This window comes from Amycolatopsis sp. 2-15 (genome assembly GCF_030285625.1).
Taxonomy (GTDB): domain Bacteria; phylum Actinomycetota; class Actinomycetes; order Mycobacteriales; family Pseudonocardiaceae; genus Amycolatopsis; species Amycolatopsis carbonis.
This window is the reverse complement of record NZ_CP127294.1, coordinates 5,058,388-5,073,442: the sequence shown is the minus strand read 5'-3', so window position 1 is coordinate 5,073,442 and position 15,055 is coordinate 5,058,388. Positions and strand designations below refer to the sequence as shown.

General features: G+C 72.0%; 16 protein-coding genes. 3 read left to right on the top strand and 13 right to left on the bottom strand.

Going from position 1 to position 15,055, the window contains the following annotated elements:
* Positions 1-58: 58 nt before the first annotated feature.
* From QRX50_RS25205 to QRX50_RS25165, 9 genes are all read right to left on the bottom strand, one after another.
* Positions 59-2,317: a polyribonucleotide nucleotidyltransferase gene (locus QRX50_RS25205; RefSeq protein ID WP_285965652.1), complete on the bottom strand. Its 2,259-nt coding sequence runs from the start codon at positions 2,315-2,317 to the stop codon at positions 59-61.
* A 233-nt stretch (positions 2,318-2,550) separates the two neighbouring features.
* The gene (rpsO, locus tag QRX50_RS25200) at positions 2,551-2,820 is read right to left on the bottom strand and encodes a 30S ribosomal protein S15 (RefSeq protein ID WP_285965651.1); all 270 of its coding nucleotides are present in this window, start codon (positions 2,818-2,820) and stop codon (positions 2,551-2,553) included.
* Between the two features lie 141 nt (positions 2,821-2,961).
* Positions 2,962-3,465 carry an RNA 2',3'-cyclic phosphodiesterase gene (gene thpR, locus QRX50_RS25195; protein ID WP_285965650.1) on the bottom strand — a complete coding sequence of 168 codons (504 nt, stop codon included), beginning with the start codon at positions 3,463-3,465 and terminating at the stop codon, positions 2,962-2,964.
* A gap of 5 nt (positions 3,466-3,470) precedes the next feature.
* Positions 3,471-3,944: a helix-turn-helix domain-containing protein gene (locus QRX50_RS25190; RefSeq protein WP_285965649.1), complete on the bottom strand. Its 474-nt coding sequence runs from the start codon at positions 3,942-3,944 to the stop codon at positions 3,471-3,473.
* A gap of 150 nt (positions 3,945-4,094) precedes the next feature.
* Positions 4,095-5,060, bottom strand: coding sequence for a bifunctional riboflavin kinase/FAD synthetase (locus QRX50_RS25185; RefSeq protein WP_285974553.1), 966 nt, complete (start codon positions 5,058-5,060; stop codon positions 4,095-4,097).
* A 47-nt stretch (positions 5,061-5,107) separates the two neighbouring features.
* Entirely contained in the window at positions 5,108-5,950 is an 843-nt protein-coding gene (truB, locus tag QRX50_RS25180) for a tRNA pseudouridine(55) synthase TruB (protein WP_434533361.1), read from the bottom strand.
* 118 nt (positions 5,951-6,068) lie between these two features.
* Positions 6,069-7,391 (bottom strand): MFS transporter, encoded by a 1,323-nt coding sequence (locus QRX50_RS25175; RefSeq protein ID WP_285965647.1) that lies wholly within the window; start codon positions 7,389-7,391, stop codon positions 6,069-6,071.
* Positions 7,392-7,514: 123 nt separating this feature from the next.
* A complete protein-coding gene (locus QRX50_RS25170; RefSeq protein WP_285965646.1) occupies positions 7,515-8,333 on the bottom strand; it encodes a PhzF family phenazine biosynthesis protein in 819 nt (272 codons plus the stop codon).
* A gap of 20 nt (positions 8,334-8,353) precedes the next feature.
* A complete protein-coding gene (locus QRX50_RS25165; RefSeq protein ID WP_434533136.1) occupies positions 8,354-9,697 on the bottom strand; it encodes an MATE family efflux transporter in 1,344 nt (447 codons plus the stop codon).
* A gap of 204 nt (positions 9,698-9,901) precedes the next feature.
* Between QRX50_RS25165 and QRX50_RS25160 the strand changes: the two genes are divergently transcribed.
* Positions 9,902-10,129 carry a hypothetical protein gene (locus tag QRX50_RS25160; protein ID WP_285965645.1) on the top strand — a complete coding sequence of 76 codons (228 nt, stop codon included), beginning with the start codon at positions 9,902-9,904 and terminating at the stop codon, positions 10,127-10,129.
* 194 nt (positions 10,130-10,323) lie between these two features.
* Here the strand turns inward: QRX50_RS25160 and QRX50_RS25155 are convergent, their stop codons facing one another.
* Complete coding sequence (locus QRX50_RS25155; RefSeq protein WP_285965644.1) at positions 10,324-11,349, bottom strand: DHH family phosphoesterase; 1,026 nt, start codon at positions 11,347-11,349, stop codon at positions 10,324-10,326.
* A 25-nt stretch (positions 11,350-11,374) separates the two neighbouring features.
* Here QRX50_RS25155 and QRX50_RS25150 point away from each other — a divergent pair, with 25 nt between their 5' ends.
* Entirely contained in the window at positions 11,375-12,415 is a 1,041-nt protein-coding gene (locus QRX50_RS25150; protein ID WP_285965643.1) for a TRM11 family SAM-dependent methyltransferase, read from the top strand.
* Between the two features lie 13 nt (positions 12,416-12,428).
* Here the strand turns inward: QRX50_RS25150 and QRX50_RS25145 are convergent, their stop codons facing one another.
* Entirely contained in the window at positions 12,429-13,400 is a 972-nt protein-coding gene (locus QRX50_RS25145) for an amidohydrolase family protein (RefSeq protein WP_285965642.1), read from the bottom strand.
* Between the two features lie 70 nt (positions 13,401-13,470).
* On the opposite strand from QRX50_RS25145, the gene QRX50_RS25140 reads away from it, so the two are divergent.
* Positions 13,471-13,953: a MarR family winged helix-turn-helix transcriptional regulator gene (locus QRX50_RS25140; protein WP_285965641.1), complete on the top strand. Its 483-nt coding sequence runs from the start codon at positions 13,471-13,473 to the stop codon at positions 13,951-13,953.
* A gap of 180 nt (positions 13,954-14,133) precedes the next feature.
* On the opposite strand, the gene rbfA is transcribed toward QRX50_RS25140, so the two are convergent.
* Together rbfA and QRX50_RS25130 are read right to left on the bottom strand one after the other, a co-directional pair.
* Positions 14,134-14,628, bottom strand: coding sequence for a 30S ribosome-binding factor RbfA (rbfA, locus tag QRX50_RS25135; protein ID WP_285965640.1), 495 nt, complete (start codon positions 14,626-14,628; stop codon positions 14,134-14,136).
* A gap of 30 nt (positions 14,629-14,658) precedes the next feature.
* The gene (locus QRX50_RS25130; protein WP_285965639.1) at positions 14,659-14,952 is read right to left on the bottom strand and encodes a DUF503 domain-containing protein; all 294 of its coding nucleotides are present in this window, start codon (positions 14,950-14,952) and stop codon (positions 14,659-14,661) included.
* Positions 14,953-15,055 lie beyond the last annotated feature (103 nt).

Here is a 15,055-nt window from a genome sequence, read left to right as displayed (position 1 = left end):
CCTCCTCGCGCTCTTCCGCGAGGAGGCCTTCGACGGGATTTCTTTTTTTGAACGAGGCTTACTGGGCGTCGGCCTTCTCGGCGTCGGCACCTTCGGCGCCCTCGGCCGGCTTGGCCTCGGCGGCGTCGTCCTCCTTGACCACGATCAGGCTGATCTTGCCGCGGTTGTCGATGTCGGCGATCTCGACGCGGAGCTTGTCGCCCACGTTGACCACGTCCTCGACCTTGGCGATCCGTTTGCCGTTGCCCAGCTTCGAGATGTGGACAAGGCCGTCCTTGCCCGGCAGCAGCGAGACGAACGCGCCGAACGCGGCCGTCTTCACCACGGTGCCCAGGAAGCGCTCGCCGACCTTCGGCAGCTGCGGGTTGGCGATCGCGTTGATCAGGTCGATCGCCGACTCCGCCGACGGGCCGTCGGCCGCGCCCACGTAGATCGTGCCGTCGTCCTCGATGGAGATGTCGGCACCGGTCTGCTCGGTGATCGAGTTGATCATCTTGCCCTTCGGGCCGATCACCTCGCCGATCTTGTCGACCGGGATCTTCACCGACGTGACGCGCGGGGCGTACGGGCTCATCTCGTCCGGGCCGTCGATCGCCTCGGCGATGACCTCCAGGATGGTGAGGCGAGCGTCCTTCGCCTGCTTCAGCGCGGCCGCGAGGACCTCCGACGGGATGCCGTCGAGCTTCGTGTCGAGCTGCAGCGCGGTGATGATGTCCTTGGTGCCGGCGACCTTGAAGTCCATGTCGCCCAGTGCGTCCTCGGCGCCGAGGATGTCGGTCAGCGCGACGTAGCGCGTCTCGCCGTCGACCTCGTCGGACACCAGGCCCATCGCGATGCCCGCGACCGGCGCCTTCAGCGGCACACCGGCGTTGTACAAGCCCATGGTGGACGCGCAGACCGAGCCCATCGACGTCGAGCCGTTGGAGCCCAGCGCCTCGGAGACCTGGCGGATCGCGTACGGGAACTCGTCGCGCTTCGGCAGCACCGGAACCAGGGCGCGCTCGGCGAGCATGCCGTGGCCGATCTCGCGCCGCTTCGGCGAGCCGACGCGGCCGGTCTCACCGGTGGAGAACGGCGGGAAGTTGTAGTGGTGCAGGTAGCGCTTCGTCGTCTCCGGGGAGAGCGAGTCGATCTGCTGCTCCATGCGGAGCATGTTCAGCGTGGTGACGCCCAGGATCTGGGTTTCGCCGCGCTCGAACAGCGCCGAACCGTGCGCCCGCGGGATCACGGCGACCTCGGCCGAGAGCGACCGGATGTCGGTCAGGCCGCGGCCGTCCATGCGGATCTTCTCGGTGAGCACGCGCTGACGCATGATCTTCTTGGTCAGCGCCTTGAACGCGCCGCCGACCTCGCCGTCGCGACCCTCGAAGGCCTCGCCCTCGCCCAGGCCGAGCTTCGCCAGCACGGTGGCCTTGACCTCGTCGGTCGCGCCGTCGCGGTCCTGCTTGCCGGCGATGGTCAGCGCCTTCGCCAGGTCGTCGGTCGCGATCGCGGCGACGGCCTCGTACAGGTCCGGCTGGTAGGCCGGGAACAGCGGGAACTCGCCGGTCGGCTTCGCGGCGTCGGCGGCCAGGCGCTGCTGCGCCTCGCACAGCACCTTGATGAACGGCTTCGCGGCCTCGAGGCCCGCGGCGACCGCGGCCTCGTCGGGCGCCTTGCCGCCGGCGGCGATCAGGTCGAGCGTGTGCTCGGTGCCCTCGGCCTCGACCATCATGATCGCGACGTCGTCACCGACGATGCGGCCCGCGACCACCATGTTGAAGGTGGCCTTCTCCAGCTGCGACCAGGTCGGGAACGCGACCCACTGGTCCTCGATCAGGGCGACGCGCACGCCGCCGACCGGGCCGGAGAACGGCAGGCCCGCGATCTGGGTGGAGGCCGACGCGGCGTTGATCGCCAGCACGTCGTACGGGTCGTCCGGGTTGAGGCTCTGGACGGTGATGACGACCTGGATCTCGTTGCGCAGACCGCTGGTGAACGACGGGCGCAGCGGGCGGTCGATCAGGCGGGCGGTGAGGATCGCGTCGGTCGACGGGCGGCCCTCACGGCGGAAGAACGCGCCGGGGATGCGGCCCACGGCGTACATACGCTCTTCGACGTCCACGGTCAGCGGGAAGAAGTCGAAGTGCTCCTTCGGGTGCTTCGACGCCGTGGTGGCCGAGAGCAGCATGGTCTCTTCGTCGAGGTACGCGACGACGGAGCCGGCGGCCTGCTTGGCCAGGCGGCCCGTCTCGAAACGCACGGTGCGGGTGCCGAACCGGCCGTTGTCGATCACGGCTTCGGTCTCGTGCACGGTGACTCCGGTGGAGTCGGTCATAGGGTGTATCTCCTCTTTTGTGCTTCGTCCGGCGCGAGTCTCCCACCCTGGGACCCGGTTCGCCCGCGGACGCTCGAGGAATGAGGCCGGTCTTCGATCGAAGCCCCCGGGTCTTCTCACCCGGGAACCACTACCGAGGACCGGCGGACGGATCCTCCAGCGCGCTCGCGCCGTTTCTTCTCTTCTGGCACCGAGGGGGAGCGACCGGACCGGTCACTCCCCCTCGGGTCACGCTATCGGCGCAGGCCGAGCCGCTGGATCAGCGACCGGTACCGCTCGATGTCCACCTTCATCACGTAGTTCAGCAGCCGGCGGCGACGGCCGACCAGCAGCAGGAGCCCGCGACGCGAGTGGTGGTCGTGCTTGTGAGCCTTGAGGTGCTCGGTGAGGCCGACGATGCGCTTGGTCAGCAGCGCGACCTGGGCCTCGGGGGATCCGGTGTCCGAGTCGTGCACGCCGTACTCGGAAAGGATCGACTTCTTCTCATCGGTGGACAGCGCCACTGGTGTTGCTCCTCGTTGAATCAGTGCCGTGGGGCCCGCACCGCGCTGCGCGGCCGGGTAGTCGGTCTCGGCCGCCACGGACTGCAGCCGGACCCGATTGTCAAGGTTACCAGCCGTGTGATCAGTGCCTTCAGGCGCGGTTCACGTTCCGGCGGGGCCCAGTGGGAACGTCAGCAGCTCCCGGTAGCGCGGGCCCACCGTGCCGGCACTGCCCATGAGCACCACCTCGCGGGCGGTCCACTCGCGACTGGAGAACCCGGCCAGCCGCCGCGTCCACGGTCCGGCCGCGTCCCGGCGTTCACGCGGATACCGCGCCAGCGTGAGGTGCGCCCGGTAGGGACGCTCCTCCTGGTCCACGCCCGCGGCTTCCGCGAGCCGGGTCAGCCCATCCCCCGCGACGCCCAACCACAGCACGCCGGGAAATGTTCCCGGGCCGGTCAGCCGGACCTCGACCGCGGGGCGGCCGGCCAGCGCGGGGCCGAGCTCGGCGGCCCGTTCGTCCGGGTCGGCTTCGCCGTAGTACGCGAGCGTGACGTGCCAGTCCGCCGGCGGCGACCAGCGCAGGCCGGGGCCGGGCTCGCCGAGGGACAGCGCCACCGCGGCCACGACGTCGGCCGGCGGGCGCAGCGCGGTGAACAGCCGCACGACAGCTAGTGGCTGGCCCCGGCGCGGCGCAGGAGCTCGGCGAGGATCGGGAAGTCGTCGTCGAGGCGCTTCGCGGCCTCGGTGAGGTCCTCCTCCTCGGCGACCTCGCGCAGCGCGGCGAGCACGAGCCGCTCGTCGGAGCCCACCGGGATGTTGTCGCGCCCGACCGTGGGCCGCGAGTCGCGCACGTCCTCCAGCGCCGCCTGCATCGCGTCGCGGTTGCCCGCCGCGACGTCGGGCACGAGGATCTTGCGCTCGAGCATGATCATGCGGGCGAGCACTACGGGGTTGCCGATCTTGGCGCGCCGGCCGCTCATCACCTGGCTGAGCATCGGGGCGCTGATGCCGAGGACCTCGGCGAGGTAGGCCTGCGAGATGTCGAACGCGACGACCAGTCTGCGCACCCGGTCACCCAGCGGTTCGCCGTACCACTCCCGCTGCAGCGCGACGTTCCGCTGGACGATCTTGTGGTCCTCCACCAGTTCCGCTCCCCTTGGTCCCCTCGTCCGGCCGGACCGGCGTGCCCGGACCGTTTCACCCGCCCGTGAGTATCTTGCCACCGGACCCGCGCCCGGGCGGCCGGAACCGCCCATTCCGCCCCCGGCCGGACCCCGTCCGGGGGAACCACGTCAGTCTTCGGCGCCCAGCACCTCGCGGGTGCGCACCACGTCGTCGTCGATCCGCTCCACCAGCTGCTCGGACCGGCTGAACCGCTCCTGGTCGCGCAGCCGGGTCACGAAGTCCAGCGCCACGTGCTGGCCGTAGAAGTCCTCGTCGACGTCGAGCACGAACGCCTCGACGGTGCGCTCACGGCCCGAGAACGTCGGGTTCGTGCCCACCGACACCGCGGCCCGCAGCTTCCGCCCCGGGTCCGACAGGCGGGTGAACCACGCCGTGTAGACGCCGTCGGCGGGCACGGCGGCGAACCGCGGCGTCGACAGGTTCGCGGTCGGGTAGCCGAGGTCGTGGCCCCGGCCGTCGCCGCGCACGACGATGCCCTCGAGCCGGTGCGGGCGCCCGAGCGCGTCGGCCGCGGCCACCACGTCGCCGGCGTCGATGCACGAGCGCACGTACGTGGAGGAGAAGGTGATGTCGTTGGCGATGCGGTCGTCGGCCAGCGAACGGCCCTGCAGCTCCGCGCCGTAGGCCACGAAGCCGAAGCGGCTGCCGAGCTTGCGCAGGAGCGTGACGTCGCCCGCTGCCTTGGCGCCGAAGGTGAAGTTGTCGCCCACCAGCACGGCGGCGGCGTGCAGCCGGTCCACCAGCACCTCGTGCACGAACTCGTGCGGCGAGAGGCGCGAGAGCTCGAGGGTGAAGGGCAGCACGGCGAACACGTCGACGCCGAGGGCCTCCACGAGCTCGGCCTTGCGTCGCAACGTGGTCAGCTGTGCCGGGTGGCTGCCCGGGCGCAGGACCTCCGACGGGTGCGGGTCGAACGTGAGCACCACGCTTGGGACCCCGCGCTCGGCCGCCGCCCGCACCGTGCGCGAGATGAGCACCTGGTGCCCGCGGTGCACGCCGTCGAACACGCCGATGGTGACCACGCACCGTCCCCAGCCGCCCGGGAGATCCCCGAGGCCACGCCACCGCTGCACTGTCGTCAACTCTCCCCGCGCCGGTCTCTCGCCCAACCGCGACCACCCTATGCGGGCAGCAGGACCACCACCGACCGGGCCACACCCTCGGTGTCGGCGGCCAGGGCGAGCACCCGGCCGTCGGGCGCGAAGAGGCCGTAGGTCCCGTCGATGCCGGCCGCCGGGATGGCCCGGCCGTGGCGCACGGCCTGCGCTTCGGCGGCGTCGACGTCGCGGCGAGGGAAGGCCGCGGCGACGGCGGCGTCGAGGTCCAGCGACAGCTCGGGCGTCTCCTCGAGCTGGTCGAGCGTGCGCGCCCGGGCGAGGGTGAAGGGCCCGACCGTGGTGCGCCGCAAGGCAAGCAGGTGCCCGCCGACGCCGAGCCCGGCGCCGAGGTCGCGGGCCAGCGCGCGCACGTAGGTGCCCGACGAGCACTCGACCACGGCGTCGAGCTCGATCCGGTCGTCCTCGCGGCGCGTGGCCAGCACGTCGAAGCGGTAGACGGTGACGGGCCGCGGCGGGAGCACCACGTCTTCGCCCGCGCGCACCCGCGCGTAGGCCCGCTTGCCGTCGATCTTCACGGCGCTGACGGCGCTGGGCACCTGCTGGATGTCGCCGGTGAGCTCGGCGACGCCGGTGGCGAGCTGCTCGTCCGTGATCTTCGCGAGCAACGCCGGGTCACCCTCGGTGAGCACCTCGCCCTCGGCGTCGTCGGTGGTGGTGGAGCTGCCCAGCGACAGCGTCGCGAGGTAGGTCTTGCGGTCGAGCGCCAGGTGGCCCAGCAGCTTGGTGGCGCGCTCGATGCCGAGCACCAGCACGCCGGTGGCCATCGGGTCGAGCGTGCCGGCGTGGCCGATCTTGCGGGTGCCCATGATCCGGCGAGCCCTCGCCACGACGTCGTGCGACGTCATTCCGGCCGGTTTGTCGACGATGAGCAGACCGGGCGGCGGAGCGGGGCGGCGCGGTTCTTTCGGGCGAGACACGGGCCGAACCCTATCGAGCCGTCCGGTTCGGACCGGCGAGCACCTGTCAGGCGGCGACGGCCGCGGCTTCGGCCGGCACCTCGCCGTCCCAGCGCCGGCGCGTGAGCCGCACCGGCACGTCCTCGCCGCGGGCTTCGGCGGCGAACACGTGCGCCCTGGCGCGGCGCCACCACACGAGCATCCGCCACGTGCCCAGCGCGAGCACGACCACGATGCTCAGCAGGGACACGCGGAAGTTCCCGCCCGTCCACTGCAGCAGCACGCCGACCACGAGCGAGGTGACCGTGGTCGCGACGAACCCGGCGACGTTCACGAGACCGGTCGCCGTGCCGACGCGCTCGATCGGGTTGTAGTCCCGCGCCAGCGCGAAGCCGATCATCGAAACCGGGCCGCCGAGCGACAACAGCGCGAACGCGGGCCCGAGCACCCCGAGCGGGACGTGCCCGTTCCAGCCGAGCAGCACGGCCCACGTGACGGCGGCGGTGCCGAGGTAACCGCCGACGATCGGCATCCGCAGCTCCGGATGACGGCTGATCACCGTGCCCAGCACCGGGCCGCCGGCCAGCGAGCCGAACACGAACACGGTCAGCATCGCGCTCGCCGTGGCGGCCGGGATTCCTTGTCCTTCAACGAGAAACGGGACGCCCCACAGCAGCGTGAGCACGTTGGGCGCGAACATAGTGCTGAAGTGCGTCCAGAAGCCGAGCCGGGTGCCGGGCACGCGCCACGCGGCGCGGATCTGGCGCGCGAGCAGCGCCGGGTGCACCGGCTTGCGCTCGGGCTCGGGCACGCCGAGCGGGGTGTCCCGCACGCGCAGCACCACCGGCACCGAGACCAGGAGCGTGAGCGCGCCGACCGAGACGAACGTGACCGTCCACCCGGGACCGGCGAGCAGCAGCGTGAGCGGCACGGTGGCGGCGAGGTTGCCGACATAGCCGACGGCGGAGGTGAACGACGCGATCAACGCGTACTGCCGCGCCGGGAAGTGGGCGGCGATCAGGCGCAGCACGCTGACGAACGTCAGCGCGTCGCCCAGGCCGAGCACGCCGCGGGCGAGCAGGCCGACGCCGTAGCTTTCGGCGAGGCCGAGCAGCAGCTGCCCGGTGCCGAGGATGAGCACGGCGGCGGTGAGCACGCGGCGCGGGCCGTAGCGGTCGACGAGCACGCCGGTGGGGATCTGCATGGCGGCGTAGACCCCGACCTGCAGCACGGTGAACGTGCCGAGCGCCGCGGCGCCGACGCCGAACCGGTCCGCCGCTTCCAGGCCCGCGACCCCGAACGAGGTGCGGTGGAACACGGCGAGCAGGTACACGAAGACGGCGGTGAGCCAGATGAGCCAGGACCGGACGGTGGCGCGGCCGGGCGACAAGGTTTCCTCCTGCGGGTAGCGGTCGTCGGGGAAGGACGACGACGCTGCCGCCTCAATCGTTGTATCGCCTCAGCAAGCTCGAAACATAGCCGTTACCTCGGTGGGATTCGCCACATCACCCGTTCACCGCAGCGCCACTTGACCGGCGATTCCCACCACTGTGTCGCCGCCCACCCAAACGTCGCCTTCCGCGCGCTCGACGTGCACGCGCCCGCGCCGGCCGAGCCGGGTGCCCTGCGCGGCCACGTAGGACTCCGGCGCCCGGCCCGAAGCGATGAGCCATTGGCCGATCGCGGCGTTGAGGCTGCCGGTCACCGGGTCCTCGACCTGGCCGGTGAAGGCTCGGACCTCGAACGCCGCGGGCGAGCCGGCCGGATGGGGTCCGACGATCCCGACCTTGTACTTCCCGAGCGCCGCGACGTCGCGTTCGACCGCCAGGACCGCGTCGGCATCGGCGAGGAGCACGGCGAGCCAGCCGGGGCCGTTGTCGGCCCACTGCGCGTCGACGACGTCGCTCTCGGCCAGGTGCAGGGCTTTCCGGACGGCGGCGAGGTCCTCGGGCGCGACGGGGCCGCCGCGGGTGAGCGGCGGCGCGGCGAAGGCGAGCCGCTCGCCGGTGCGCCGCACGCGGACCAGGCCGGCACCGCACTCCTGCACGAGATCTTCGCTCTTCGGCGTGCCGCCCGCTTCGAGCCACGCGCGGGCCGAGCCGAGCGTGGGGTGCCCGGCGAAGGGCAGCTCGCGCTCGACGGTGAAGATCCGCACGCGGTAATCGGCCTCGGCGTGCGCCGGCGGGAGCAGGAACGTGGTCTCGCTGAGGTTGGTCCACCGCGCGAAGGCGGCCATCTTGTCGTCGGAGAGGCCTTCGGCGTCGTGCACCACGGCGAGTGCGTTGCCGAGGGTGAGCTCATCGGTGAAGACGTCGACCTGGCTGAAGCGCATGGCTCCACCTTGGCACGGGCTCAGGCGCCGCGGACGGCCCCGACCACCGCCCAGCGGCCGGAGCGCCAGCGGATCAGCACGGCGGCCAGACGGAACACCATGAACAGCGACAGGCCCGTCCAGATGCCCGTGAGCCCCCAGCCGAACGCGAGTGACAGCCAGATCAGCGGCAGGAAGCCCAGGCCCGCGCTGACGAGCGTGGCGGTGCGCAGGAACGCGGCGTCGCCGGCGCCCAGCAGCACGCCGTCGAGCGCGAACACCACGCCCGCGATCGGTTGCAGCGCCACGAAGAACCACCACGCGTGCGGGATCTCCGCGAGCACCCCCGGATCGGACGTGAACGCGTGCGGCAGGGTGCTCCACAACGCGCCGAAGAGCACGCACAGGACGCAGCCGAGCACCAGCCCGTACGCGACGATCTGGTTCGCGACCCCGCGCGCCTGCCGCGCGGCTCCCCCGCCCAGGGCCGCGCCGACGAGCGACTGCGCGGCGATCGCGACGGAGTCGAGCACGAGCGAGAGGAACGTCCACAGCTGCAGCACGACCTGGTGCGCGCCGACGGCTTCCGTCGACGTGCGCGCCGCCACGGCCGCCGCCGAGACGAAACACGCCTGGAACGCGAGGCTGCGCAGCACGAGATCGCGGCCCAGGCTCAGCTGCGCGCGCATCACGCCGAAGTCCGGCCGCAGCGGCACGCGCTCGCGCACCAGCGCCGCGAAGAACAGCGACGCCGAAACCACCTGCGCCACGACGTTGGCGATCGCCGAACCCTCCAGGCCCAGCCCCGCGACGTAGACGAGCACCGGGCACAGCACGGCCGAGATGCCGTTGCCCGCCAGCACGTAGCGCAGCGGGCGGGCCGCGTCCTGCACCCCGCGCATCCAGCCGTTGCCGGCCATGGTGACGAGGATCAGCGGCGCCCCGAACAGCGCGATCCGCAGCCACGACACGGCCTCCGCCGCGATCTCGTCACTGCCCGACAGCGCCCGGGCGATCGGCCCGGCCAGCAGCTGGCCCGCCACCAGCAGCACCAGCCCCACGAGCACCGCCAGCCACGTGGCCTGGACGCCTTCGCTCACCGCGTCGCGCCGCCGCCCGGCGCCGTGCAGCCGCGCGGTGCGCGAGGTCGTTCCGTAGGACAGGAACGTGAGCTGCGTGGAGATCTGCGACAGCACCACCCCGCCCAGCGCCAGCCCCGCCAGCGGCAGCGCGCCGAGGTGCCCCACCACCGCCGTGTCCACCAGCACGTACAACGGCTCCGCAGCGAGCACCCCCAGCGCGGGCACGGCGAGCCCGAGCACCCGGCGCGCGGGGATCCGGTCCTCGGAGGTCACGGGCGGAGCAGGCGGGGCTTCATCAGGCACCCCGGGAGCGTAACGACCGCGGCCGACATTCCGGACGTCAAGCGCGCAGGATCACCGGCAGGGTCGCCGGCCCACGGCTGCGGAGCGACGAGCGCCACACCGGGTCGCCGGCCGGGGCCATCGCCGGGAAGCGGCGCAGCAGGGTGTCGAAGCCGATCTCCAGTACGAGGCGGGCCAGGGGTGCGCCGAGGCAGAAGTGGGGGCGTGGCCGAAGGCGAAGTGGGGGTTGTCGGGGCGGTGGGCGTCGAAGGTGTCCGGGGCTTCGAACACCGTGTCGTCGCGGTGGGCGGAGGCGAGGCGACCAGGACGGTGTCGCCGGCCGGGATCATTGGTGTCGCCTGTTCCGAGGTCCGGCAAGGGAAATCGGCGGATGACGAGCTGCACCGGGGACGTGTGGCGCAGGACCTCGTCCACAAAGGACTCCGCCTGTGAGGTCCGGGGCGACGACGAGTTCGCCTTGTCCGGCGAGAGCCGTGGGTCGACGAGGCCGGCCTTGACCTCGGCGTAGCGCGTGACCAGCCAGGTCGGCGCGCCCTCGGGGGACTCCGCGCGGTGCACGGCGGCGCGCAGCCGGGGGTACGCGCGCAGCCGGGCCGGCCGGGAACTCGTCGTCGGACCGGACGGGTTCAGGCACTCCGGTTCCCCAGCAGCGGCGCCCGGCCGAGCGCGTCGCGCAGCCGCGCCAGCACGTCGTCCGACGTACCCTCCATCGTGCAGCCCGCGGCCATCCGGTGCCCGCCGCCGCCGAATTCCGAGGCCACCGACGACACGTCGACCCGGCCCGCGGACCGCAGCGAGACCGTCCACACCGAACCCCGCGAGGCGGGCGCGAACTCCTTCAGCACCCCGGCGACGCCGGCCTCCCGCGTCGCGCGGACCACGTCGATCACCGACTCCACCTCCTCCGGCCGCACGCTCGCCGCGACGGCCGAGCGCACCACCGCGTGCACGAACCCGAAGCCCTGCGCGGCTTCCGGCTCCAGCTCCGCTTCGGACAGCACGGCCGAGAGCATCGGCAGCCACGCGAACGGGTGGTCGTCCACGATCCGCCGCGCCACCTCCGTCGGGTCGACGCCGGCCTCCAGCAGGCGCGCGGCGATCCGGTGCGTTTCCGGGCGGGCGCGGCGGAAACCGCTGGTGTCCGTGACTATCCCCGCGTACAGGCAGCGCGCGGCCGGTTCGTCCAGCTCGACACCCATCGCCTCGATGATCTGCGTGACGAGCACGGCGGTCGCCTCGGTGGCCTCGTCGACCACGTGGTGCGTGCCGTAGAACGCGTTGGTGGCGTGGTGGTCCACCACCAGCACGGCGCCACCGGCGGCGCGGACGGCGTCGACGCGTCCGGCGAGCCGGCCCAGACGCGCGGGCACCGGGGTGTCGAGCGCGACCAGCAACTGCTCCGACGCAGGCAGGTCGCCGGGCTTGGTGAGCAGCCCGTCGACGTCGAGCCAGGTCAGCGTCTCGGGGGCTTCGTCGGGCTCGCCGAAGGACACGCGCACGCGGGCGCCGCGCCGGCGCAGCACGTGGCCGAGGGCCAGTGCGCTGCCGAGCGCGTCGGCGTCCGGGCGCACGTGGCCCAGCAGCGTCACGTCGGTGGCCCCGGCGAGCAGGGCGGCGGCGGCTTCGATGTCCTGCGCCAAAGTAGCTGTCACAGTGCGTCACGCTACGCTCTGCGGGATGCCTGAGTACGCGATCCTCGTTCACCCGTCCGCCAACCGGGTCTACGCCGCCTCGTCGCCCGCGCTGCTGCGGGCCGAGCTGGCGGTGTTCGGCGCGGCCGGGCTCTCCGCCGAGCTGTCGGAGGCCGAGGAGGTGGAGCTCGGCGGCGTGGGCTACGTCAAGTTCTCGACGCCGGTGCCGCTGAGCGAGCCGGACGTGGCGCTGCTGTCCAACCTGTCCTCGCTCTACGCCCTGTTCGAGCTGGGCGACGGCGTGCTGCGCCCCGTTCTGGTGCGGCCGCTGGCGAAGACGGACTCGGACCTGCTGACGATCCAGAAGTACGCGGGCAAGACCAATGAGCAGTTCACGAAGCTGCTGCTCAACGTCACCCTGCTCGCCACCGCCGACCCGACCGGGTGGCTCGACCGCCCGCGGACGCTGCTCGACCCGCTGTGCGGCCGCGGCACCACGCTGAACCAGGCCGTGATGTACGGCTTCGACGCCACCGGCCTCGACGTGGACGGCAAGGACTTCGAGGCCTACGAGCAGTTCCTCAAGACCTGGCTGCGCACCAAGCGCGTGAAGCACACCGCCGACTCCGGGCAGCTGCGGCGCAACAAGGTCCGCCTCGGGCGCCGCCTCGACGTCGAGTACGCGTTCGACAAGGACGACTACAAGGGCGGGCAGACGCGCCGGCTCACCTACTTCAACGCCGACACCCTCACCACCGACGAGCTGCTGCGCGCGAACTCCGTGGACGTGATCGTGACCGACGCGCCGTACGGCGTGCAGCACGGCAGCCACCGCACGCAGGACGCGAGCCTCGCGCGCAGCCCGCGCGACCTGCTGGCGGCGGCCGTTCCCGTGTGGACACGCGTGCTCCGCCCGGGCGGGGCGCTCGGGATCTCGTGGAACCTCAACGTCCTGCCGCGCGAGGAACTCGTCGCGGTGCTCGCGCGCGCCGGCCTCGACGTGCGCGAAGGCGGGCCGTACGAGGAGTTCGCCCACCGCGTGGACCAGGCGATCGAGCGCGACCTCGTGGTGGCGTCGAAGCCTTGACCGTCCTTTGCGGTCAGAGCTCGAGGAGCTTGCGCGCGTTGCCTTCCGCGATCTTCTCGTGCACCTCGTGGTCGAGGTCCAGCGCGTCGAACCACGCGGCGGCCTCGCCCATCGACTCGAACGGGTAGTCCGCGGAGAACAGCACCCGGTCGGCGCCGACCTCGTCGATCGTGAACAGCAGCTCGGGCCTGGCGAAGTTGCCGCTCGTGGTGAGGTGGAAGTTCGCACGCAGGTATTCGCGCAGCGGCTTGCGCGCCGGGATGCCCGCGGGCTTGACCTTCAGCCGGTGATCGGTGCGCCAGATGTTGAACGGCAGCAGCTCGCCCAGGTGCCCGAGGATCACCTGTACGCCGGGGTGTTCGTCGAACAGGCCGCTCGCCATGAGCCGCAACGCGTGCGTGCCGGTTTCCACCGAGAAGCCCCACGCCGAGCCGTAGAGCCACGGGTGGCCTTCGAGCATCCGGCTGTCGCGCGGCAGCGGATCACGCGGGTGCAGGTACACCGGCACCCCCAGGTCTTCCACGGCAGCCCAGAACGGCCGGTACTGCGGCTCGTCGAGATAGGCGATCCGGTCACCGTCCACTTCGGAGAACCCGTTCACCAGCGCGCCCTTGAAGCCCAGCTCGGTCACTGCGCGGCGCAGCTCGCCGACGGCTTCTTCGGGATCCTGCAACGGAAGCGCGGCGAACGCGGCGAACCGATCCGGCCTCAGCTCCACGTGCCGGGCGGCGACATCGTTCGTGCGCCGCGCCCAGTCCACGGCCTGCGCGCGGTCGGGCAGGCCCTGGATTCCGGGCGCCAGCAAGGAAAGCGCGACGAACTCGATGCCGGCCTCGTCCATCAGCCTCAGGCGCTCGTCCTGCACGTCCAGCAACTGACGGCGGTGCGGCGGCCACGTCTGCTCGGTGAAGTGCTCGCGCGACTGCTCGACGATGTCGGGGTCGGCAGTGCCGAAGTGTTCCTCGAGGGCAATCTTGCGGACCATGCTGCGTCGCCTCTCGGTTCCGTGAGCTGAACATAGCATGCTATGTACTTCGGTGATCTAATCTTTCCGGGTGACCGTGCCCTCCGGGTCAACCGAACCCGCCGACACCGACGTCGACCGCTTCGCCGACGCCTGCAACGCGCTGTACTCGGCCATGCGCACCAACCGCGCCCGCCTCGACGCGCTGGCCGCGGCCGCCTCCGCCCTCAGCGACTCGCAGGCCCAGCTGGTGACTCCCCTGGCCCGACTGGGCGCCATGACCATCGGCGAGCTCGCGCAGGAGGCGAAGCTCGCCCAGCCCACCGTCACGCGTTCGGTGAAGGCCCTGGAGTCCGCCGGCCTCGTCCGCCGCACCCCCCACGCCCACGACGACCGCCGCGTCGTCGTCGCCCTCACCGACCGCGGCCGCGCCCACTGGGACCGCGCCCGCACCCGCCTTCGCGACAACCAGCGCGCGGCGTGGGACTTGCTGCCCGACGAGCTGCAGCCCCAGGTGCTGGACCTGCTGAAGGCCCTGACCGACGCGGTGACGGCCACCCGGCCGGTGGACTGAAGGGACAAAAAAACCGCCGGCCCCGAACGTCGTGCGTTCAGGGCCGGCGGCCTGGTGGGCGGGGTAGCCGCGGGCGGCGTACCCAGCGGGGCGGAGCGCCCGGAGGAGGTGGCGACGAACGGCGCGGCGCCACCGAACAGCGCGCCGCGTCGTGGGACGTCGAGGGTCCTCCGGAGCGCTTCAGCCTCGGGTCTCCTCTTCGGCTTCGGCGAGGTCGTGGTCGAGGTCGGTCTCGTCCTCGTCTTCGCGCGGGGCCTTGTACGGGTCCGCGTCGCCGGCGTGCTGGGCGCCCGTGGCCCGGCGGGCCACCTCGGCGTCGGCCTCGCGGGCCTTGGCGAGGAGTTCCTCGATGCGGCGCGCGTCGTCGGGGATGCTGTCGGCGACGAAGGTGAGAGTCGGGGTGTAGCGGACACCGGTGCCCTGCCCGACCTTGGTGCGCAGGACCCCGCGCGCGGACTCCAGCGCCGCCGCGGCGCCCGCGAAGTCCGGTGCCGAGTCGAGGTTCTCGCCCAGCACCGTGTAGTACACCGTGGCGTCGTGCAGGTCCGCGGTGATCTTGGTGTCCGTGACGGTCACCGCACCGAGCCGCGGGTCCTTGATGTCGTGCTCGATCGCCGACGCCACGATCTGCGAGATCCGCTTGGCGAGCTTGCGAGCCCGAGCAGGATCGGCCATGGGAACGTCCCCTTCTGAAATGTCTCCGGTCTAGTCGTCCGGTCCCAGCACCCGGCGGTGTGCCGACAGCAGGGCGAACTCCGGTCGCGAGGCCACGAACCGCTCGCACGAGTCGAGCACGTCCCGGACGTGCTCGCCACCCGCGGCGACGACGGCCACCCCGATGAGGGCTCGCCGGTGGAGGTCAAGGTGACCGGCTTCGGCCACCGAGACGGCGAAGCGTTTGCGCACCTCCGCCACCACCGGTTTGATCACGGACCGCTTCTGCTTCAACGAGTGAACATCGTCGAGCAGGATGTCGAGCTCGAGAGCTCCGACGTACATAGTCTCCTTCAAGGACAAACGTGAGAACAGCGAGGGTCCAGGGGGCTTGCCCCTGGCGGGGGTTCGGAGGTGCGACCCCCAAGAAACACCGTGACGGCGGGAG

Coding starts and splice junctions, on each gene's coding strand:
- QRX50_RS25205 (WP_285965652.1), bottom strand. CDS start 2,317: ATGACCGACTCCACCGGAGTCACCGTGCACGAGACCGAAGCCGTGATC.
- truB (WP_434533361.1), bottom strand. CDS start 5,950: ATGACGTCGCACGACGTCGTGGCGAGGGCTCGCCGGATCATGGGCACC.
- QRX50_RS25170 (WP_285965646.1), bottom strand. CDS start 8,333: ATGCGCTTCAGCCAGGTCGACGTCTTCACCGATGAGCTCACCCTCGGC.
- QRX50_RS25150 (WP_285965643.1), top strand. CDS start 11,375: ATGCCTGAGTACGCGATCCTCGTTCACCCGTCCGCCAACCGGGTCTAC.
- QRX50_RS25145 (WP_285965642.1), bottom strand. CDS start 13,400: ATGGTCCGCAAGATTGCCCTCGAGGAACACTTCGGCACTGCCGACCCC.
- rbfA (WP_285965640.1), bottom strand. CDS start 14,628: ATGGCCGATCCTGCTCGGGCTCGCAAGCTCGCCAAGCGGATCTCGCAG.
- QRX50_RS25130 (WP_285965639.1), bottom strand. CDS start 14,952: ATGTACGTCGGAGCTCTCGAGCTCGACATCCTGCTCGACGATGTTCAC.